The sequence below is a fragment of the Vallicoccus soli genome (assembly GCF_003594885.1).
GTDB lineage: Bacteria > Actinomycetota > Actinomycetes > Motilibacterales > Motilibacteraceae > Vallicoccus > Vallicoccus soli.
This window is the reverse complement of sequence record NZ_QZEZ01000002.1, coordinates 188,744-208,219: the sequence shown is the minus strand read 5'-3', so window position 1 is coordinate 208,219 and position 19,476 is coordinate 188,744. Positions and strand designations below refer to the sequence as shown.

At 78.4% G+C, this 19,476-nt stretch carries 16 protein-coding genes; 7 read left to right on the top strand and 9 right to left on the bottom strand.

Annotated elements, in window-relative coordinates:
• Positions 1-48 precede the first annotated feature (48 nt).
• Positions 49-288 (top strand): DUF6458 family protein, encoded by a 240-nt coding sequence (locus D5H78_RS06145; RefSeq protein ID WP_119949555.1) that lies wholly within the window; start codon positions 49-51, stop codon positions 286-288.
• 41 nt (positions 289-329) lie between these two features.
• On the opposite strand, the gene D5H78_RS06140 is transcribed toward D5H78_RS06145, so the two are convergent.
• From D5H78_RS06140 to D5H78_RS06115, 6 genes are all read right to left on the bottom strand, one after another.
• The gene (locus D5H78_RS06140) at positions 330-1,427 is read right to left on the bottom strand and encodes a glycosyltransferase family 2 protein (protein ID WP_119949554.1); all 1,098 of its coding nucleotides are present in this window, start codon (positions 1,425-1,427) and stop codon (positions 330-332) included.
• Positions 1,424-2,191: a carotenoid biosynthesis protein gene (locus D5H78_RS06135; RefSeq protein ID WP_218566296.1), complete on the bottom strand. Its 768-nt coding sequence runs from the start codon at positions 2,189-2,191 to the stop codon at positions 1,424-1,426. Before D5H78_RS06135 ends, D5H78_RS06140 begins: the two co-directional genes overlap by 4 nt.
• A 48-nt stretch (positions 2,192-2,239) precedes the next feature.
• Positions 2,240-2,863 carry a hypothetical protein gene (locus D5H78_RS06130; RefSeq protein WP_218566295.1) on the bottom strand — a complete coding sequence of 208 codons (624 nt, stop codon included), beginning with the start codon at positions 2,861-2,863 and terminating at the stop codon, positions 2,240-2,242.
• 130 nt (positions 2,864-2,993) lie between these two features.
• Entirely contained in the window at positions 2,994-3,497 is a 504-nt protein-coding gene (locus D5H78_RS06125) for an amino-acid N-acetyltransferase (RefSeq protein ID WP_218566294.1), read from the bottom strand.
• A 28-nt stretch (positions 3,498-3,525) separates the two neighbouring features.
• Positions 3,526-4,149, bottom strand: a complete 624-nt coding sequence (locus D5H78_RS06120; protein WP_133412008.1) for a hypothetical protein — start codon at positions 4,147-4,149, stop codon at positions 3,526-3,528.
• Positions 4,110-5,807 (bottom strand): PHP domain-containing protein, encoded by a 1,698-nt coding sequence (locus D5H78_RS06115; RefSeq protein ID WP_119949550.1) that lies wholly within the window; start codon positions 5,805-5,807, stop codon positions 4,110-4,112. Before D5H78_RS06115 ends, D5H78_RS06120 begins: the two co-directional genes overlap by 40 nt.
• Before the next feature lie 428 nt (positions 5,808-6,235).
• Here D5H78_RS06115 and D5H78_RS06110 point away from each other — a divergent pair, with 428 nt between their 5' ends.
• The 6 genes from D5H78_RS06110 (at position 6,236) to D5H78_RS06085 (ending at position 14,160) form a co-directional block, all read left to right on the top strand.
• Complete coding sequence (locus D5H78_RS06110; protein ID WP_119949549.1) at positions 6,236-6,583, top strand: DUF6504 family protein; 348 nt, start codon at positions 6,236-6,238, stop codon at positions 6,581-6,583.
• Between the two features lie 10 nt (positions 6,584-6,593).
• Positions 6,594-7,145, top strand: coding sequence for an SAV_6107 family HEPN domain-containing protein (locus D5H78_RS06105; protein WP_165865622.1), 552 nt, complete (start codon positions 6,594-6,596; stop codon positions 7,143-7,145).
• Entirely contained in the window at positions 7,142-11,338 is a 4,197-nt protein-coding gene (locus tag D5H78_RS06100) for a DNA polymerase III subunit alpha (protein WP_119949548.1), read from the top strand. The genes D5H78_RS06105 and D5H78_RS06100 overlap by 4 nt, the downstream gene beginning before the upstream one ends.
• A 99-nt stretch (positions 11,339-11,437) precedes the next feature.
• Complete coding sequence (locus D5H78_RS06095; RefSeq protein ID WP_218566293.1) at positions 11,438-12,235, top strand: methyltransferase domain-containing protein; 798 nt, start codon at positions 11,438-11,440, stop codon at positions 12,233-12,235.
• A 54-nt stretch (positions 12,236-12,289) separates the two neighbouring features.
• Entirely contained in the window at positions 12,290-13,570 is a 1,281-nt protein-coding gene (locus D5H78_RS06090; RefSeq protein WP_119949546.1) for a DNA polymerase IV, read from the top strand.
• Between the two features lie 167 nt (positions 13,571-13,737).
• On the top strand, positions 13,738-14,160 hold the full coding sequence (locus D5H78_RS06085; protein WP_119949545.1) for a DUF3040 domain-containing protein: 423 nt from the start codon (positions 13,738-13,740) through the stop codon (positions 14,158-14,160).
• A gap of 595 nt (positions 14,161-14,755) precedes the next feature.
• Here the strand turns inward: D5H78_RS06085 and D5H78_RS06080 are convergent.
• The 3 genes from D5H78_RS06080 to D5H78_RS06070 are packed head-to-tail and all read right to left on the bottom strand — an operon-like array spanning position 14,756 to position 19,370.
• Positions 14,756-17,053, bottom strand: a complete 2,298-nt coding sequence (locus tag D5H78_RS06080) for a transglutaminase TgpA family protein (protein ID WP_119949544.1) — start codon at positions 17,051-17,053, stop codon at positions 14,756-14,758.
• Entirely contained in the window at positions 17,050-18,387 is a 1,338-nt protein-coding gene (locus D5H78_RS06075; RefSeq protein WP_119949543.1) for a DUF58 domain-containing protein, read from the bottom strand. Before D5H78_RS06075 ends, D5H78_RS06080 begins: the two co-directional genes overlap by 4 nt.
• Entirely contained in the window at positions 18,384-19,370 is a 987-nt protein-coding gene (locus D5H78_RS06070; RefSeq protein ID WP_119949907.1) for an AAA family ATPase, read from the bottom strand. Before D5H78_RS06070 ends, D5H78_RS06075 begins: the two co-directional genes overlap by 4 nt.
• Positions 19,371-19,476 lie beyond the last annotated feature (106 nt).

The following is a 19,476-nucleotide window of genomic DNA, read 5'->3' as shown; positions in this document are numbered from 1 at the left end:
GGGGACACCTCCTGCAGGCCGGGTGGTCCGGCCGACGAGGAGGTCGTCATGCGCATCGGCAGCTCGGTGCTCCTGCTCGCGGTGGGCGCCGTCCTGGCCTTCGCCGTCGCGGACCGCGTCGACGGCGTGGACCTGCAGGCGGTCGGCTGGATCGTCATGGGCGCCGGCGCGCTCGGCCTGCTGCTCACGCTGCTCACCACCGGCCGGGCGTCGCGCACCCGGATCGAGGAGCGCACCGTCCGCACCCCCGACGGGGACGTGCGCCAGCGGGACATCCGCTCCCGCTGAGCCGCGGACCCCCGCCGGGGGGCTCGGGGACCGGGGGGCGCTCAGCCGACCGGCCTGCCCTTCCAGGCCAGCCCGCCGCGCCGGCGCAGCCGCCAGGACCGGGCCGTGAGCCAGCCCAGCGCCAGCACCGACACCGGGTGGGCCAGGCTGTCCGGCCACACCCGCCCGCCGGTGCGCCGGGCGACCAGGGCGCGCCCGGCCACGGCGGCGGCGTACCCGAGCGCCCCGGCGCGGGAGCCGCGCAGCGCCGCCAGCGGCGGCACGACGTAGAGCAGGCCGAGCGCCCCGAGGGTCGCGGCCGCCGCCGGGAGGGACCCCGTCGCGGACCAGAGCGACTTGCTGTAGCCGTCGCGCAGGTCGAGCCAGCCGTCGTACATGCGGCAGGAGGCAAGCGCTGTCCCGTCCGCGACGACGCCGCGCCCCCCGGAGCGCTTCACCGCGCGCAGCAGGGCGATGTCGTCGAGGACCTGGTCGCGGACCGCGGCGTGCCCGCCCGACCAGCGGTACGCCAGCGCGTCGACCGCCAGCAGCTGGCCGTTCGCCGCCGCGAGCGAGCTCCGCGGGGAGCGCTCGGCCAGGCGCAGCGGCAGCGTCGTGAGCCAGGACCACTGCAGCAGCGGCTGGACGAGCCGCTCGGCGGGGGAGAGGGCGACCTGCCGCGGGTACGGCGACACCAGGTCCAGCCCCGTCGAGCGCAGCAGCGCCACCGTGGACGCCACCGCGTGCGGGGCGAGCACGACGTCGGCGTCGACGAAGACGAGGACGGTGCCGCGGGCCAGCCCGGCCAGCTGGTCGCACGCGTGGGGCTTGCCGAGCCACCCCGCGGGCGGGGGCGCGCCCCCGACCACCCGCAGCCGCGGGTCGCCGCCCGCGGTCCGGCGCACGACGTCGGCCGTCCCGTCCCGCGAACCGTCGTCGAGCACCAGCACCTCGAGGTCGGGCACCCCCTCCTGGGCCAGCAGCGCGGCCACGCACGGCCCCACCCGGTGCGCCTCGTCGCGCACCGGCAGCAGGACCGAGACCGGGTCCGCCACCGGCGGCGGGTCGGCAGGGGGCACCCGCAGCAGCCGCAGGTTGAGCACCGTGTGGGCGGTGAGCGCCACCGCGCCGGCGGAGGCGGCGCGGACGAGCCGGCTCACCGGCGGCGCAGCGAGCGCAGGAGCGGGACGGCGACGCAGCCCATGGCGACGGCGCCGTACAGCGCGCTCACCGGCCGCCCCATGAAGACCGCGGCGCCGAGGGCGTAGCCGGCCCAGGTCCAGAGGAACAGCGCCACCGGCTGGCGGTCGTCCGCCCCGGGGGTCCTCGGCAGGCGGTCGAGCAGGGCCATGACGACGACGGCGACGAGGACCCAGCCCGCGTAGTTCGTCAGCGGGATCCCCGGCAGCCCCGGCAGGGCGGGGTCGGGGTGCTCCCACACCCAGTGCCCCGCCTCGACCATCTGCGGGTCGAGGTAGAGGTCCCACGACGCCAGCGCCAGGCCGCCGACGAGCGGCACCCACCGGCGGGCCAGCCGCCGGGCCACGACGAAGGCCGGGTAGGCGAACATCAGCCACGCCAGCGGCACCAGCAGCGGCACCCCGGCCAGCTGCGGGCCGAGGGTGCCGGCGTACTCGTACCGCCCGAAGGGGAAACCGGTTGCCACGCTGAGGACCTCGGCGGACAGGGAGACCCCGACCACGACCGCGACGAGCCGCGCCGCCCAGGCCGCCCCGTGCTCGACCGCGGCGTGCGCCGTCGACGCCGCCGCGAACAGCAGCACCGTGACGATCGTCACCAGCCGCAGCGGCTCGCCGTCGAGCAGCGGGTACGCGACCTGCGCCAGCACCACCGCGGCGGCCAGGGCCCACGGCAGGGCGCGCAGCAGGGGGCGCGGCGGCGCCGCCACGTCGTGGACCGTCACCCCCCGGAGTCTAGGCGGGGCCCACCCGGAGCGCCGCCGGGCACGGCCTCACCGCAGCGGCTCCCGCCCGCCGAAGGTCCCGTCCGCGTCGAGGACCGCGAACCGGGCGAAGAGCTCCTCGGCGTACCAGCCCACCTCCGCGGTGCGCCGCACCGCCTCGAGGTGCGCCGGGCGCCCGTACGCGAAGCCCGACAGCGCCCGCCCGCTGTCCCACAGCGAGAACGTGCCCTGCAGCCCCAGCGGCGCCTCCCCGACCCCCACGGCCAGGCGCAGGCCGGGGGAGCGGTGCAGGTCCGCCGACACCGGCGGCACCGCCCGCCAGAACGTCAGCGCCCGCCGGGCCACCAGCCGCGCCCGCGTCACCGCCGCCACCGGCCCCTCGTGGCGCCCGCCGCGCGGCTCGCCGAACGGGGTCCGCCCGGCCCAGGTGCCGCGCGAGGCCAGCGGCCGCATCGCCACGCGCAGCGACTCCTCGGCCATCGCGCCCCACGCCCGCACGGTCCGCGAGCGCTCGAAGGCCCCCGCGTCCGCGGCGGAGTCCCACGCCACCAGCAGGCCCCAGTGCCGCGGGTCCGCGTCGCGCACCGTGAACGTGCGCCCGTCGCCGGTGCCCAGCAGCTTCGCGAAGCGCGCGCCCGGCGCGCGGCGCACCGGCCGGCGGTCCAGGGCCATGCGCGCCACGGCCCGGGGGACAGCGCTCGCCGGGACGCCCCACAGGTGCAGCGTGACGAGCTCGGGCGGGTCGGTGCTCAGCGGGCTCAGCGGGAGGTCCTTCCTCGCGGGGTCCCGCCAGGCTAGGCGCTCACAGGTGCAGCAGCATCCGGGTGTTGCCCAGGGTGTTGGGCTTGACCCGCTCCAGGTCGAGGAACTCCGCCACGCCCTCGTCGTAGGACTGCAGGAGCTGCTCGTAGACGTCCGGCGCCACCGGCGCCCCCTCGATCGGGCGGAAGCCGCGGCTGCCGAAGAACGCGGTCTGGAAGGTGAGGCAGAACAGCCGGCGCACCCCGAGCTCGCGGCCCAGCTCGACGAGCCGGTCCAGCAGGGCGCCGCCCACGCCGTGCCCGCGCACCGCCGGGTCCACGGCCAGGGAGCGGACCTCCGCGAGGTCCTCCCACAGCACGTGCAGCGCGCCGCAGCCGACCACCTCGCCGCCGAGCTCGGCCACCCAGAAGTCCTGCACGTCCTCGTACAGGGTCACCGTCGCCTTGCTCAGCAGGATCCGGTCCGCCGTGTAGGTGTCGATGAGCCGGCGGACGGTCCGCACGTCCGCCGTGCGGGCGCGGCGCAGGGTGGGGGCGTCGGGCACGGCCCGATGCTCCCACCCCGCGCCGGCGTCAGTGCGCGCCCCCGCAGCACTCGTGCGGGTGCTCCACCTCCAGCGGCCGCAGCCGCCCGCCCCGCACCCGCTCGACGAGCAGGACGACCTCGCCGCCGCGGGCCCGCGGCCGGACGAAGCCGGCCGTCGCCACCACGTCCTCGGGCCCCACCCGCGTGCCCGAGCCGGCCACCCGGTCGACCGCGCAGCGCCGGACCAGCTCGGCCACGGGCAGGTCGCCGGTGAGCGCCCCCTGCCCCGGGAAGCGCACCAGGCGGCCCCCGCGGAGCGCGCGCGCCTCGGCCAGCGCGCCCTCCGCCGCCGCGGCGACGTCCCCCGGGCCCGCGCGCAGGCCGCCGTCCGCCACCGCGGCGCCCCCGGTCGACGCGGCCAGCGCCCCCACCTGCCCGGCGGTCAGCGGGGCGGCGAGGCGCGCCGTGACGGCCGTACGGGCGGGGGAGAGCCCGTCGAGCACGTGGGTCGCGACGAGGTCCGGCTCGAGCCCCAGCGCGGCCAGCGCCTGGAGCGCGTCGTGCTCCGCGGCGTGCCCGCTGGCGCGGGTGCCGCCCCGGGGAGCCGGGACGACACCCGCCCAGTGGCCGCTCAGAGGACGTCCACGAAGACCGGGTTGGCGTAGAACCACAGGTCCGACCACGGGTCCGCGTCGCCCGGCACGTCCTGCACCGGGCCGCCGTCCGCGGTCAGCCGGTTGCCGTCCGAGCCGCGCAGGCGCAGGTAGAACGGGCCGTCCACGTCGCGGAAGACGTACTTCACGCGGAAGGTGCCGCGCCGGCGCGAGGGCACCTCGAAGGTGTCGACGAGCTGCGTGCCCGGCGCCGTCATGGTGTCGCGGTCCACCGCCGGGCCGGTCACCGGGCCGGCGATGAGGTCGACCTTGGCCAGGCGGGGGATCTCCCCGGAGAAGTTCGGCCCGCCGGCCAGGTGCACGGTCGCGGTGACCTCGACGTCGTCGCCGCGGCGCACGTACGTCCGCCCGCCCAGCGTCACGCCGCGCCGGTCGCCCTCGCCGAGCGAGCGCACCCGCAGGTCCAGCCCGTCGATGACCCGGCCGTGCACGGCGAGGACCTCGCCGGCCTGCAGGCCGCGCATGAGGTCGACGTACGCCCGCGAGCGCGACCCGACGACCGTGCTGGAGTAGAAGCCCGGCCAGAAGTCGCCGCGCACCTGCGGGGTGCCGGTCTCGACCGGCGCGCCCTTCTGCCCGTACTGCTCGAAGTCGAGCGGGCCCTGCACGCGGGTGTCGAGGTGCACCTGGTGCGAGTCCGACGTCGCGGTCACCCACCAGCCGCGGCCCTCGGCGAGCAGCGAGTCCCAGACGCCGCCGAGCTTGGCCGTCATCCAGTCGAAGCCGCCGTAGGTCCGGTACGGGTTCTCGTCCTCGGTCGGGTCGTAGCCCGGAAAGCTGTCCGGCGAGGGGGCGCCGCCGTAGTAGCCGCGGTCGTCGCCGAGGCCGCCCTGCTCCACGGGGATGCCCGCCGCCTGGTGCCCCGGCGCGCCCTCCATGCCGATCGCCACGCCCGGCGCGCTGTCGCGCCAGCCGCGCAGCTCGTGCGGGCTGTCGATGCCGCGGCGGGCCGGGTGGTTGGCGAGCATGAGCGCGATCGGGACGCGGCCGGAGAGCACCTGCGCCTCCAGGAAGCGCAGCGCCTCCAGCGCGTACGGCTCGCCCTCGGACGACGTCGAGCGCGCGATGACGCCGGTGTCGGCGAGGATCCCGCCGTCGTACGCCCCCTCGAACGCCTTGAGGACCTCCACCGTGCGCCGGCCCGGGGGCAGGAACACGGTCGCGTGCTCGGCGCCGGGGATGTTCCACTCCAGGCCCTGGTAGACGAGGACGTCCTTGAAGGCCCGGCGGGCCGCCTCGATCTCCGGGGTGATCTGGTCGATCGACAGCTTCTGGTGCGCGACGCCGCCGTGGTCGGTCATGACGACCCAGTCGAGGCCGTACCGGCGGGCCTGCGCGACCTGCGTGGCGACCTCGTACATCGCGTCGGGGGAGTACGTGGTGTGGATGTGGTGGTCGCCGGCGAGGTAGCGCCGCGGGCCCCACGCGTTCGTCGTGCGCACCTGCGCCTCGGCCGCGCTCGCGGGGGCGGCGGCACCGGGGCCCGCGACGACGGCGGCCGCTCCCGTGGCGCCCACGCCGGCGAGGAACCGCCGGCGCGAGACCGACAGCGGGCGGTCGTCGGCGGGGTCGGCCCAGTCCGGCGCCCCCTGCCCCGCGCCGTGGTGGTGGTGCTCGTGGTGGTGGTCGTGGTCGTGCTCGTGCCCGTGGGGCATTCCGGTGCCTCCGCTGCTCGCGTCCTGCTCGTCCGGGGTCGCGCGGGGCGCCCCCTCGCGGCTCGTGGCCGGGGGTGCTCGCGCGCGCCCCGACCGTGCCGGGGCCCCGGGGCGCGGGGGCGGCGGGCGGGGGTCCGGCGGGGGGCGGGCGGGTGAAGCCTCGGGGCCGGGGCCCGCGTTGACGCGGCGGGCGGCGGGGAGGTTTACTCTCGTCCTGTTCGAACAGATGTTCGGGCAGGTGCCCTCCGGGGGCGCGGTCGTTCGACCCCCGCACCCCTGGAGGGTACGCAACCGCCGCTCCGGGCGGGCGTGGGGAAGCGCCCGCCCGGAGCGGTGGCGACCCGTCGCGGCGCCTTCCCCCGCCGCTGCCGGGTCCGGACGGGAGGGCGGCTGCGCGCCGCCCTCGGGTGCACGACAGGGGAGGCGGCATGACCCGGCGCTACGACGAGCAGGTGGACGTGCGACGCCGCGACGACGAGCCCGCGCAGTTCCTGTGGCGCGGCCGGCTCTACGTCGTGCGCGACGTCCTCGACCACTGGGTCGAGGTCGGCACGTGGTGGAGCGGGGCCGGGGCGCGGGCGCTGCTGGGCACCGACGTGGCCGGCGCCGACGGCGGGACCGGGGCGCCGCCCCTCGGCGGGCTCGCCGTCGACGACGCCGAGCGCGAGGTGTGGCGGGTGGAGGCCAGCGCGGGGCGCGCGGCCGGCAGCGGCGTCTACGACCTGTGCCTCGACGGGGCCTCCGGGTCCTGGACGCTCGCCCGAGCGATGGACTGAGGCGCCGACGATGAGCACCGGCACCCGCACCCCCCTCGCCCGCTCCGCCCGCTCCGCCCGCTCCGAGCGGGCCGCCCGGTCCGCCCGCGGCGCCGAGCCCGTGCCCACCCGCCCGCCCGCCCGCCCCTACGGCGCGCCGGTCCCCGTCGCCGCCCTCGACCTGCTGCGCCTGGCCCACCGCGGCGCCGCCGCCGCGGCGCTCGCCGACGACGACGCCGAGCGCTACGCGGGGGCCCACCTCGCCGCGCTGCGCGGTGCCGCGGCCGTGCTCGCCGTGCGCGCCCGCCCGGCCGGGCGGCGCTCCTCCCCGCGCAGTGCCTGGGTGCTGCTCGCCGACGCCGCGCCCGAGCTCGGGGAGTGGGCGGCGTTCTTCGCCGCCGGCGCCGGCAAGCGGGCCGCCGCCGAGGCCGGGCTGCGCCGCGCCGTGAGCACCCGCGAGGCCGACGACCTGCTGCGCGACGTCGAGGCGTTCCTGGCCCTCGTGGAGACGACGCTCGGGCTCACCGTCCAGCCGGCCCTGCCGTCGCCGCCCCACGAGCACCGCGGGGGCGGGCCCGCGTGAGCGACCCGTTCGTCCACCTGCACGTCGCGTCCGGCTACTCGCTGCGGTACGGCGCCTCGCTGCCCCACGTCCTCGTGGGCCGCGCGGCCGACCTCGGCCAGGACGCGCTCGCCCTCACCGACCGCGACGGCACCTACGGCGCGGTGAAGTTCGTCAAGGCCTGCCAGGCCGCGGGGGTCCGCCCGATCCTCGGCGTCGACCTCGCGGTGGAGCCCACCGGGCTGCTCCAGGGGGTCCACCCCGCGCTGCGCGGCGCGGCGGGCGCCGCCGCGGCGCGGCGCACCCCCGCGCGCGGGGGCGCCTCGGTCGACCCGCGCCACCCGCGGGTCACCCTGCTCGCCACGAGCGGGCCCGGCTGGGCGGCGCTGTGCCGGCTGGTGTCCGCGACGCACCTGCGCGGCGAGCGGGGCCGGCCGGTGAGCACCCTCGACCTCGTCGCCGAGCACGTGGACCTGGCGGGGGAGGGCGGGCTCGTCGTCCTGCTCGGCCCGCAGTCCGAGCCCGCCCGCGCCCTCGCCGCCCGCCGGCCCGACCTCGCCCGCGCGGTGCTGCGCCGCTGGCGCGAGGCCACCGGCCCCGGCGACCTGCAGCTCGAGGTGGTCTCGCACCGCGGCGACGGCGACACCGTGCGCGCCGCCCGGGTCCTCGGCCTCGCCCGCGAGGAGGGGCTCGGCGCGGTGCTCTCCAACGCGGTGCGCTACGCCGACCGCTCCGACGCCCCCACCGCCGACGTCCTCGACGCGGCCCGCCGGCTCGTCGCCCTCGACGTGCGCCACGTCGACCGGCGCACCGCCGAGGGCTACCTCAAGGGCGGCAAGGAGATGGCCCTCGTCGCCGACGAGGTGGCGCGCGCGGCCGGGCTCGACGGCTCCGGCCCGTCCGGCGGGGCCGCGCAGCTGCTGGCCGGCACCCGCCGCCTGGCCGAGCGCTGCGCGGTCGACCCGCGCCGCGACCTCGGCATCGGGGAGGTCCGCTTCCCCGAGCTCGACGTGGTCAGCGGCGCGGTGCTCGAGGACGGGCGGCGGGTGCCGGCCGACGTCCTGCTGCGCCGGCGCTGCGAGGAGGCCGTGCCGACCCGCTACCCCGGGGCGTCGGACGGGCAGCGGCGGGCGGTGCAGGGCCGGCTCGACGACGAGCTCGAGGTCGTGCGGCGCCTGGGCTACCCGTCGTACTTCCTCACCGTCGCCGACGTCGTCGACCTCATCAAGGGCATGGGCGTGCGCTGCGCCGCCCGCGGCTCGGGCGCGGGCAGCCTCGTCAACTACCTGCTCGGCGTCTCCGGCGTCGACCCGCTGGCGCACGGCCTGCTCATGGAGCGCTTCCTGTCCCCGCTGCGCGCGCAGCTGCCCGACATCGACGTCGACGTCGAGTCCGCCCGGCGCACCGAGATCTACGAGCGCATCCTCGAGCGCTACGGCGGCGACCGCTGCACCTGCGTGTCGATGATGGACACCTACCGGGTGCGCCACGCCATCCGCGACGTCGGCGCCGCGCTCGGCCTGCCCCCGGGCGAGGTCGACGCGCTCGCCAAGGCGTTCCCGCACATCCGCGCCCGCGACGCGCGCCTCGCCCTCGCCGAGCTGCCGGAGCTGCGGGCCTCGGGCATCGGCGCGGCCCGCCTCGACCTGCTCTTCCGGCTCGTCGAGCGCCTCGACGGCCTGCCCCGGCACGTCGCGCTGCACCCCTGCGGGGTCCTGCTGTCCGACACCACGCTGCTCGACCGCACCCCCGTCGAGGCCAGCTGGATGGGCTTCCCCATGAGCCAGTTCGACAAGGACGACGTCGAGGACCTCGGCCTGCTCAAGCTCGACGTGCTCGGGGTGCGCATGCAGTCGGCGATGGCGCACGCCGCGGCCGAGGTCGCCCGGGTCGACGGCGTCGAGGTCGACCTCGACGCCGTGCCGCTCGACGACCCCGCGACGTACCGGCTCATCCAGTCCACCCGCACCCTCGGGTGCTTCCAGATCGAGTCGCCCGGCCAGCGCGAGCTCGTCGGCAAGTTCGCCCCCGAGACCTTCGGCGACCTCATCACCGACATCTCGCTGTTCCGGCCCGGCCCGGTCAAGAGCGACATGGTGACGCCGTTCCTCATGGCCCGGCAGGGGTGGCGCGACGCGGAGTACCTCCACGAGGACCTGCGCCCCGCCCTCGAGGAGACGTGCGGCGTCGTCGTCTTCCACGAGCAGGTGCTGCGCATCGTCGAGGCCCTCACCGGCTGCACCCTCGCCGAGGCCGACGAGGCCCGCCGCGCCCTCGGCTCGCCGGAGACCCAGCCCGAGGTCGAGGCGTGGTTCCGCCCGCTCGCCCGCGACCGCGGCTACGACCGGGCCGTCGTCGACCGGGTGTGGGAGGTGCTCAAGGCCTTCGCGTCCTTCGGCTTCTGCAAGGCCCACGCCGCCGCCTTCGCCCTGCCCACCTACCAGTCGGCCTGGCTCAAGGCGCACCACACCGCCGCGTTCCTCGCCGGGGTGCTCACCCACGACCCCGGGATGTACCCCAAGCGGCTCATCCTCGACGACGCACGCCAGTTCGGCATCGCCGTGCTCGGCCTCGACGTCAACCGCTCCGGGGCCGGCTACCACGTGGAGCGCGTCGCGCCCTACGACGAGCCGCCGCCGGTCGTCCTCGGCCGCGCGCCGCGCCAGGCACCCGAGCCGGGGCTGCCCGACGCGCGGGCGCACGGCATCCGCCTGGGCCTGTCCGACGTCAAGGGCATCTCCGAGGCCGAGGTCGCGCGCATCCTCGCCGGGCGCCCGTACGGCTCCCTCGCCGACTTCTGGCACCGCACCGGCACGTCCCGGCCCGTCGTCGAGCGGCTCGTCGTCGCCGGCGCGTTCGACGGGCTCTACGGCATCGGCACCTCCCTCGGCGCGGGGCTGGCGCTGCCCGCCGGCACGGGGGGCGGGGACGGGCAGGGCGGGGGGAGCGGGAACGGGGACGACGACGTGCTCCTCGCCATGCCGCCCGCCCCGGCCCGGCGCCGCCGGGGGCAGGTGACCCGCCGCGACCTGCTCCTGCAGGTCGCCGAGCTCGACCGCTGGTCCCGCGCGACCGCGCGCGCCGCCCGCGGGGCCTCGCGGCGCCGGGGGCGCGGGGCGCCCGGCGGTGGTGCCGCTGCGGGTTCCGGTGCTGCGAGCGCTGGCGGTGCTCCCGGGGCGGGGGCCCCGGGGGCCCCGGGTGCTGCGGGCGCCGGGCCCGACCCGGCGGCCGACGCCGCCGCGGCGCGGGCCGGCGCGCTCGCCCGCGCGGCGGTCGACGCCGAGCTCGTCACCACCCGCGAGCGGGGGCGCCCCGGCGCTGACGCGCACCGGCTCGCCGCCCGCCAGTCGCGGGCGCCGCGCGCGGTGGAGCCCGAGCCCGTGCAGCTCGCCCTCGAGCTGGGCGACGCCCCCGACGAGGCGCAGCCCAGCGGGCTGCCCGAGATGAGCGGGGCCGACCGGGTCCGCGCCGAGCTCGAGGTGCTCGGGCTCGACGTCAGCCGGCACGTCGTCGACTTCTACCGCCCGTTCCTCGACGAGCTCGGCACGACCCGCGCGCCGGAGATGCGCCACCGCCGCAGCGGGTCCGACCTGCTCGTCGCCGGCGTCAAGGTGGCCACCCAGACCCCGCCGATCCGCTCCGGGCGCCGCGTCGTCTTCGTGACGCTCGACGACGCGACGGGCCCGGTCGACGCCACCTTCTTCGAGGACGCCCAGGGCCCCTACGCCGCGACGGTCTTCCACTCCTGGCTGCTCGTCGTGCGGGGGGTGCTGCGCCGCACCGGCCCGCGCGGGGTCTCGATGCGGGCCACCGGCTGCTGGGAGCTGCCGGCGCTCTTCGCCGCCTGGCAGGAGGGCGGCATGGAGGCGGTCATGGGGCTCACGCACGGCCTGCGCGCGCCGGTGTCCGGCGTCACCGAGCAGGCCGTCGCCGGCGCGGCCGAGAGCCGGGCGAGCCGGCCGGTGATGGCCCGCCCGCCGGTGGGCGGCTCGGCGGAGGTGTACGAGCCGCGCGAGTTCGGCGGCGACGACCCCGCGGGGGCCCCGCAGCGCCGCGCCGGCGGGATGGGCCCGGCGCTCGGCGGGCGGCGGGTCCTCGTGCACGCCAGCGGGTTCCGCCAGTCGCCCTACGCCGACGTCAAGCCGGCCGGCGGCGACTCCAAGAGCGCCCCGCGCAAGCTCTGGCACTCGAGCCCGGGCAGCTCCGGTGCGTGAGCCGCTCGGCCCGGCCCCGGCCTCACTAGGGTGGGCCCCGCCCGCAGCCGTCGTCGTCCGCGCCCCCCGGGGCCGGCGAGCCCCCCGAGGAGACCACCCGTGGTCGAGCGCCCGTCCGCCCGTCCAGGCCCCGCCGGCGGGGCCGGCGAGCGCTCCCGGGCCCGCAGCGCGCTGCGCACCGCCCTCGTGGAGGGCGCGCTGCGCGAGGCCGTCGCCCGCCAGGGCGAGGCCCTCGGCCGCGAGGCCCTCGACGTGCTCGACGTGGGCGGCGGCACCGGCGGCTCGGCGGTGCCCCTCGCCCTCGCCGGGCACCGCACGACCGTCGTGGACCCCAGCCCCGATGCCCTCGCCGCGCTCGAGCGCCGCGCGGCCGAGGCCGGCGTCAGCGACCGGGTCCGCGCCGTGCAGGGCGACACGAGCGGGCTGCTCGGCGTCGTCGACGCGGCGTCGGCCGACGTCGTCGTCTGCCACGGCGTGCTCGAGCACGTCGACGACCCGCAGGAGGCGGTCGGGCACCTCGTGCGCGCCCTGCGCCCCGTCGGCACGCTCAGCCTGCTCGCGGCCAACCGCACCGCCGTCGTGCTCGCGCGCGCCCTCGCCGGGCACTTCGGCGAGGCCCGCCACGCCCTCGACGACCCCGACGGGCGCTGGGGGAGCGGCGACCCGGTCCCGCGCCGGTTCACGCCGGGCGAGCTCAGCGGGCTCGTCGAGGCCGCCGGCCTGCGGGTGGAGCGGGTGCACGGGGTCCGCGTGCTCACCGACCTCGTACCGGGGGCGCTCGTCGACGCCGAGCCGGGGGCCGCGGACGCCCTGCTCGCCCTCGAGGCCGCCGCGTCGTCCCACCCCGCCCTCGCCGCGATCGCCACGCAGCTGCACGTCCTCGCCGTCCGCGGCTAGCACCCGCCCCGGCGCGGGCCGGCCCGCGGTCCCGCACCCGCCGGGGGGCGGGTCGTGAGCCGGCGCCAGCTCGAGCGGTCCGGTGCCGGCACCCGGCGCCCCGCCGGGGCCGGGGCGCCCGACGACACCGGCTGCACGGTGCTGCACGTCGACATGGACGCCTTCTACGCGTCGGTGTCGCTGCGCGAGCGCCCCGACCTGCACGGGCTGCCGGTCATCGTCGGCGGCGGCGACAGCCGGGGCGTGGTCCTCTCCGCGACGTACGAGGCGCGCGCCCACGGCGTCCACTCGGCGATGCCGATGTCGCGCGCCCGCCGGCTGTGCCCGTCGGCGGTGGTGCTGCGGCCCGACCCCGAGGAGTACGCCCGGGTCTCCGCGGGCGTCATGGAGGTGTTCCGCGCGGTGACGCCGCTCGTCGAGCCGCTCTCGCTCGACGAGGCGTTCCTCGACGTGGCCGGCGCCCTGCGCCGCTGGGGCAGCCCCGCGGTGCTGGGCCAGCGCATCCGCGACCGCATCGCCGACGAGCAGGGCATCACCTGCTCGGTGGGCGTCGCCTCGACGAAGTTCGTGGCCAAGCTCGCCTCGACCCGCAGCAAGCCCGACGGGCTCCTCGTCGTGCCCCGCGACGAGGTCGTGGAGTTCCTCCACCCGCTGCCCGTGGGCGCGCTGTGGGGGGTGGGCCCCGCGACCGAGGCGACGCTCCTGCGCTTCGGGCTGCGCACGGTCGGGGAGGTCGCCCACACCCCCGTGCGCACCCTGCAGCGGGTGCTCGGCCCGACCGCCGGCGCGCACCTGCACGCGCTGTCCTGGGGCCGCGACGAGCGGCGCGTCGTCGCCCAGGAGCCCGAGCGCAGCGTCGGCGCGGAGGAGACCTTCGCCCGCGACGTCGACGACCCCGAGGTGGTGCGCCGCGAGCTGCTGCGCCTGTCCGAGCGGGTCGCCGCCCGGCTGCGCGCGGGCGGGCAGCAGGGGCGGACCGTCACGCTGAAGGTCCGGTTCGCGGACTTCACGACGATCACCCGGGCCAGGACCTTGCGCGAGGCCACCGACGTCGGCCGGGTCGTCTACGCCACGGCCCGCCAGCTGTACGACGCCCTCGGCCTCGACCGCGCCCGGCTCCGCCTGGTCGGGGTGCGGGTCGAGGGCCTCTCCGACACCGAGCGCACCCCCCGCCAGCTCGTGCTCGACGAGCGCGCCGAGGGGTGGCGCGAGGCCGAGCTGGCGGTCGACCGGGCGGTGCTGCGCTTCGGCGCCGGGGCGGTCCGCCCGGCCGCGCTCGTCGACCGGCGGGGCGCCGCGACGGAACCGCGCGCGACACGCCGGGGCGGGGGGTGAGGAGGGTCTCCGCGGGGAACTGCTCACCCGTCCGGGTCACCGCCCGGGCACTCCCGCGACCGCGAGGGCGTTGGAGTTCACAGGCCGGGTTTCGTGCGACCCGATCGACGCATATCCTGAGGCCCAGCCCGCGCCACCAGCGCGGATCGTCCTGCGAGGAGGACATCGTGCCGCTCTCCGAGCACGAGCAGCGACTGCTCGAGCAGATGGAGCGAGCGCTGCAAGCCGAGGACCCGAAGTTCGCCTCATCGCTGCGCGGCGCGGACCCCCGCACCCACCACCGCCGCCGGGTCCTCAAGGCGTCCGTCGGCTTCCTCGCGGGCATCGCCCTGCTCCTCACCGGTGTCATCGTCGACGGCCTGCTGCTCGTCAGCGTCCTCGGCTTCCTCGTCATGCTCGCCTCGGCCTTCTTCGCGCTGTCGAGCCTGCGCCAGATCCCCGGCCCCGGTGACCTCACCGTCCCCGGCAGCGCGACCGCCAGCGGCCCCGCACCCCGGGCCCGCCGCGCCAAGCAGCGCTCCGGCAGCGGCTCCTTCATGGGCCGCCTCGAGGAGCGCTGGAACAAGCGCCGCGACGAGGGCGGTCGCTGACCAGCCCCACCTCGTACGTCCCCGACGCCCGCGTCCCCTCCAGGGGCCGCGGGCGTCGGCGTACCCGGACCGGCCGGACGAGCCAGGCGCTCGACTCCGGCTCCTCGGTGACTCCGGCTCCTCGACTCCCGCTCCTCGGCGACTCGCTGGCCGTCGACTCCCGCCACCAGTCGACCCCCCTGCTGCCGGCTCCCGCTCGCCCCCCCGCCCATCGCGTGCCAGCCGCCCGACGCCAGGCTCGCCGCCCCGGAGCCTCACGTCCGATGTGCGCACCCAGCGCACGGCGTGTCGCGGGCCCCGCCGCGCGACACGCCGCTCCCAGCCGCAGCGTTGCGGGTGCACAGCGGACAGGAGCCCCGCGGTCCCGACCGACGTCCCGCTCCCGCGGCACTGTTGTGGGTGCTCACCGGACGAGGGGTTCGCGGTCCGGGTCGGCGCGCCGCTCCGGGCGACCGTCGGCTCCGGGCGACCGTCGTGGGTGCGGACCGGACAGCAGGCCCCGGGAGGCCCCCGGGTCCCACCGGCAGCCCCACCCCCGCCGCCCCCGTCGCACCGCCCTGCGCGCACCCCGGGCAGCAGGCCCCGCCGCCAGCGGTCAGCGGCGGGCGGGGAGGGGGCGGGCGCGCAGGGAGTCCAGGCCGGTGCGGGCGCTGCGGGTGAGGGAGGCGGGCAGGAGGCGGGCGCGCCAGGAGCCGCGGCGGCCGGAGCGCTCGACGAGGGCGTCCTCGACGGCCTCGACGTCGGCGCGCAGGTCGCCGACGTCGCCGACGTCGCGGGCGTACGCCAGGCGCTCGGCCGCGCGCGCGACGCGGGCCGCGGCGGCGGCGGGCGCCTCGCCGAGGCGGCCCTGGTGGGCGAGGTCCTCCGCCACGCGGCGCGGCGTGGCGGCGGCGGGGGGCAGGGTGGCGCCGTGGTCGACGGCGGTGTCGAGCAGCTCGGCCCAGGCGGCCGCGGCGAGCGCGGCCGGGGTCGTGGCGCGCGACCAGCGCCGGTGGCGCACGGCGGCGCGGGCCAGGGCCGGGGAGAGCAGGGCGAGCGCGGCCAGCGCCAGCGCGCCCAGCCCGCGCCACGGCACGTCGGGGCCGCCGCCCCCGCCGGAGCCGGAAGAGCCCTCCACGGCGAGCGGGTCGACCGAGCGGTCCGCGCCGCCCTGGCTGCCGGGCACGGCCGCGGTCGGCGCCGGCGTCGGGGCGCTCGGGGTGGGCGTCGCGGCCTCGGGCGCCTCGGGCTGCGCCCAGTCGAAGCCGAAGCCGGTGCGCGCGGCAGGGGTCGGCTCGAAGGGCACCCAGCCGACGCCCTCGAAGTACAGCTCCGGCCACGCGTGCGCGTCGTGAGAGCCGACGGAGTAGCCCCCGCCCTCGACCCGCTGGCCCGGGGTGAACCCCACCGCCACCCGCGCCGGGATGCCCAGGCTGCGCGCCATGACCGCCATGGCCGAGGCGAAGTGCACGCAGAAGCCCCGGCGGTCGGCGAGGAACGCCTCGAGCGCCTCCACGCCGTTGCCGTCGGGCGCCTCCTCGTCGTACGTGAAGACGTCCGGGTCGCGGAACCACTCCTGCAGCGCGAGGGCCTGGTCGTACGGGGTCTCCGCGCCGCGGGTGCGCTCGCGGGCCGCCTCGAGGACGGGCTCGGGCACGCCGTCGGGCAGGGCGAGGAACCGGTCGAGGCCCTCCGTGCGCCCGGCGTCGCGCAGCTGCTCGGCGGTGGGGACGACGTCGAGGCTGCGGACCCGGTAGTCGAGGTCCTCCGTGGTGATGTCCGTGGAGAAGACGTTGAACGTCTCCTCGTCCCAGAGCCAGTGCCCCTCGACGTCGACCTGCTGCGCCGGGTAGGGCAGCGGCAGCCACCGGGTGCGGTAGTCGAGCACCTCGACGTCCGTGGTGACGCCCGCGGTGGCGACGCCGCTGCGCAGCCCGACCGGCTCGGCGAGGCCCCGCTGCACCGTCTGGTCGTCGTCGACCTCGAGCTCGGTGGGCGCCCACGTGCGGCCGGTGAAGTCGTCGAGGACGACGAGGCGCAGGTAGCCCGGCGACTCGTCGGTCGTCCGGTAGCGGATGAGCTCGCGGTCCTCGGGCCGGTTGAGGTCGGCGCCGAGGTCGATGAGCGGGTTGGACACGTCGACGGTGGTGCCGCCGCTCCCGCCGCCGCCGCCGCCGGGGCCGAGGGTCCCGTCGAGCAGGCCCGAGGTCAGGCCCGGCAGCAGCGCCGGCACGGCGACCGCCGCGGCGAGGCTCGCCGCGCCGACCCGGCGCCCGACCACGCCGAGCGGGCGGGCGCTCTCGTACGCGCTGCGCCCGGTCCCGTCGACCTGCCGGCCCCAGCGGGTGACCCGCTCGCGGTTGTCGAGCATGAGCAGGAGCAGCCAGCCGGCCGCGCCGAGGCAGAAGGGCACCCAGCCCACGCCCTCGACGGTGACCGCCGGCGGGACGACCCACAGCGCGCCGAGGGCGAGGCCGGCCAGCGCCGGGCGCCGCAGGGTCACCGCGAGCGTGTCCACGACGACCGCGAGCAGGCCCACCCCGCCCGCGGCGAGCAGCAGCAGCCCGGGCTCCGGGGGGACGGGGGCGGCGTACTCGCCGAGGAGCACCCCGCCCTGCTCGAGGAGGTCGCGCAGCGCCCCCAGCGCGGCCGGGGTGGGCAGCACCCAGAGCAGGGCCTGCTGCCCGGCGAACCAGCCGACGAGCAGGAGCAGCAGCCCGAGCAGGCCCGCGACGGGGACGAGCGTGCGCGGCAGGAGCAGGTGGCGGGCCGCGCCGGCGCCGGCCGCCACCGCCGCGACGGCGAGCACGGTCGGCACCACCCAGGCACCGGAGCCGTACAGCGCGTGCAGGCAGGTGGCCGCCAGCAGCGTGGCGAGGGCGGAGGCGGCGGTGAGGCGGGTGCGGTGGGTCATGCCGTCACCCGCTCCCCGGCGGTCGCCGCGCCGGACGGGCCGGCGGCGAGCGGCCAGAGCGCCGCGAGGTCGTCGCCGCGCCCGAGGCGCAGGACCCGCCAGCCCTCGGCGGCGAGCAGGGCGGCGGTCCGCCCGACCGGGTCGTCCGGGGCCGCGACCGGGCGCGCCGGCGGTCGCGCCGGCGCGCGCTCGGACCACGTCTCGACGTCGAGCAGCACGGCCACGGCGGCGCCGCGCCCGGCGTGCCGGCGCGCGAGCTCGCCGGCCTCGTGCGGCTCGAGGGCCCCGAGGACGGCGACGAGCAGCGCGTCGGAGGCGCCGCCGAGCGCCGGCAGCAGGGCCCCGAGCCCGGGGCCCCCGCCGGGGGAGAGCACGGCGAGGGCGTCGAGGAGCAGCCCCTCGGCCTCGACGGCGGCGACGTCGGACGAGCCGGGCAGGCCGTGCCCGCCGCCGACGAGCGGGCCGTCCTGGGTGGCGACCCGCAGCTGGTAGCCGGCCCGGGCCAGGTGCACCCCGACCGACGCGGCCGCGGACACCGCCGCCTCGAGGGAGGAGGTGGAGGGCAGGCTCCCGCTGCCGCGGTGGGCCCGGGCCCGTGCGTCGAGCAGCACGCTGGCCCGCGCCTGCCACGGCTGCTCCTCGCGCCGGACCACGAGCTCGCCGTAGCGGGCGGTGGAGCGCCAGTGCACCCGGTGCAGCGGGTCGCCGTGCCGGTACTCGCGGGTCGTGACGTCGTCGTCGCCGGCCGCGGCGAGCGAGCGCGCGCGGCTGGTGCCGGAGCCGCTCCACTCCCCGCCGAGCCCGGTGCGCGGCAGGGGCGTGACGACCGGGGTGACGGTCACCCCGTCGCGCGCGGTGAACGAGCGGCGCAGCTCGCACAGCCCGAAGGGGTCGGCGAGGCGCAGCCGCAGCGGGCCCACGGCGTAGCGGCCGCGGGCCGCGGCGCGCACGGCGTACGCGACGGCCCGGCGGCCCTGCGGCTCGACCCGGTCCAGCACGAAGCGCGGGCGCGCGCCGAGGGCGCCGGGCACGGTGTCCTCGACGAGGAGCAGCCCCGTGGGCAGGCGCGAGAGGTTGTCCAGGCGCAGCAGCACCCGGCCCTCCTGCTCCACCGCGATGCGCGGCGGGGAGACCTCGCGGGCGCAGGAGAGGCGGTAGCGCGTGCGCGAGACCGCCCAGGCCGAGAGCAGCGGCAGCACGAGGAGCAGGACGCCCACGCGCAGCAGGTCGTCCTGACCGACGAGCACGGCCGCGACGGCGCACGCGGCGCCGGCCGCGAGGACGGCGCGGCCCCTGGTGGTGAGCGCGCGCAGCGCCCGGCGGGCCGCGCTCACCGCGCGGCGGGCCCCGGGACGGGCAGCCGGGCGAGCAGGTCGGCGACGACCTGCTCGGGGCCGCGGCGGGCCATCTGCGCCTCGACCGTCGGCAGCAGCCGGTGGGCCAGCACGGGCCCGGCGAGCTCCTGCACGTCGTCGGGCAGCACGTAGTCGCGGTCCTCCAGCGCCGCGCTCGCGCGCGCCGCGCGCACCAGCTGCAGCGTGGAGCGCGGGCTGGCGCCGAGGCGCAGGTCGGGGTGGGTGCGCGTGGCGGCGACGAGGTCGACCACGTACTGGCGCACGGCGGGGGAGACGTGCACCGAGCGCACCGCCTCGACGAGCTTGACGACGTCGCGCGCGTCGGCGACGGGCTCCAGGTCGTCGAGCGGGTTGGCGGCGCCGTGGCTGTCGAGCATGGCGAGCTCGGCGGACGCCGACGGGTAGCCCATGGAGACCCGGACCATGAAGCGGTCGCGCTGCGCCTCGGGCAGCGGGTAGGTCCCCTCCATCTCGATGGGGTTCTGCGTCGCGATGACCATGAAGGGCGAGGCGAGCGGGTACGTCGTGCCGTCGACGGTGACCTGGCGCTCCTCCATGGACTCGAGCAGCGCGCTCTGCGTCTTGGGGCTGGCGCGGTTGATCTCGTCGCCGACGACGATGTTCGCGAACACCGCGCCCGGCTTGAACTCGAAGTCGCGCCGCTCCTGGTCGAAGATGCTCACGCCGGTCACGTCGCTCGGCAGCAGGTCCGGCGTGAACTGGATGCGCCGCACCGAGCAGTCCACCGAGCGCGCCAGCGCCTTGGCCAGCATCGTCTTGCCGACGCCGGGCACGTCCTCGATGAGCAGGTGCCCCTCGGCGAGCATCACCGTGAGGGCGAGCTTGACGACGTCGGGCTTGCCCTCGATGACCTGCTCCACGGCCCCGCGGATGCGCGCGGCGGTCGACGTGAGGCCCTCGAGGGGAGTGCCCGCGGGGCCGTCCGTGCCCTCGAGGCCGATGGTGCTGCCGGTCACGCGTCCTCCCGTGGTCACCGACGGCGCGCTCACCACCGGCACTGCCCTCCAGTGTCACAGACGCCGACGGGCGCTGCGAACGCTTCCGCAG

What these genes read in the sequence shown, in the direction of transcription:
- D5H78_RS06105 (WP_165865622.1), top strand. Translation starts at nt 6,594, where the DNA reads ATGAGCACCGGCACCCGCACCCCCCTCGCCCGCTCCGCCCGCTCCGCC.
- D5H78_RS06145 (WP_119949555.1), top strand. Translation starts at nt 49, where the DNA reads ATGCGCATCGGCAGCTCGGTGCTCCTGCTCGCGGTGGGCGCCGTCCTG.
- D5H78_RS06110 (WP_119949549.1), top strand. Translation starts at nt 6,236, where the DNA reads ATGACCCGGCGCTACGACGAGCAGGTGGACGTGCGACGCCGCGACGAC.
- D5H78_RS06080 (WP_119949544.1), bottom strand. Translation starts at nt 17,053, where the DNA reads ATGACCCACCGCACCCGCCTCACCGCCGCCTCCGCCCTCGCCACGCTG.
- D5H78_RS06115 (WP_119949550.1), bottom strand. Translation starts at nt 5,807, where the DNA reads ATGCCCCACGGGCACGAGCACGACCACGACCACCACCACGAGCACCAC.
- D5H78_RS06130 (WP_218566295.1), bottom strand. Translation starts at nt 2,863, where the DNA reads ATGGCCCTGGACCGCCGGCCGGTGCGCCGCGCGCCGGGCGCGCGCTTC.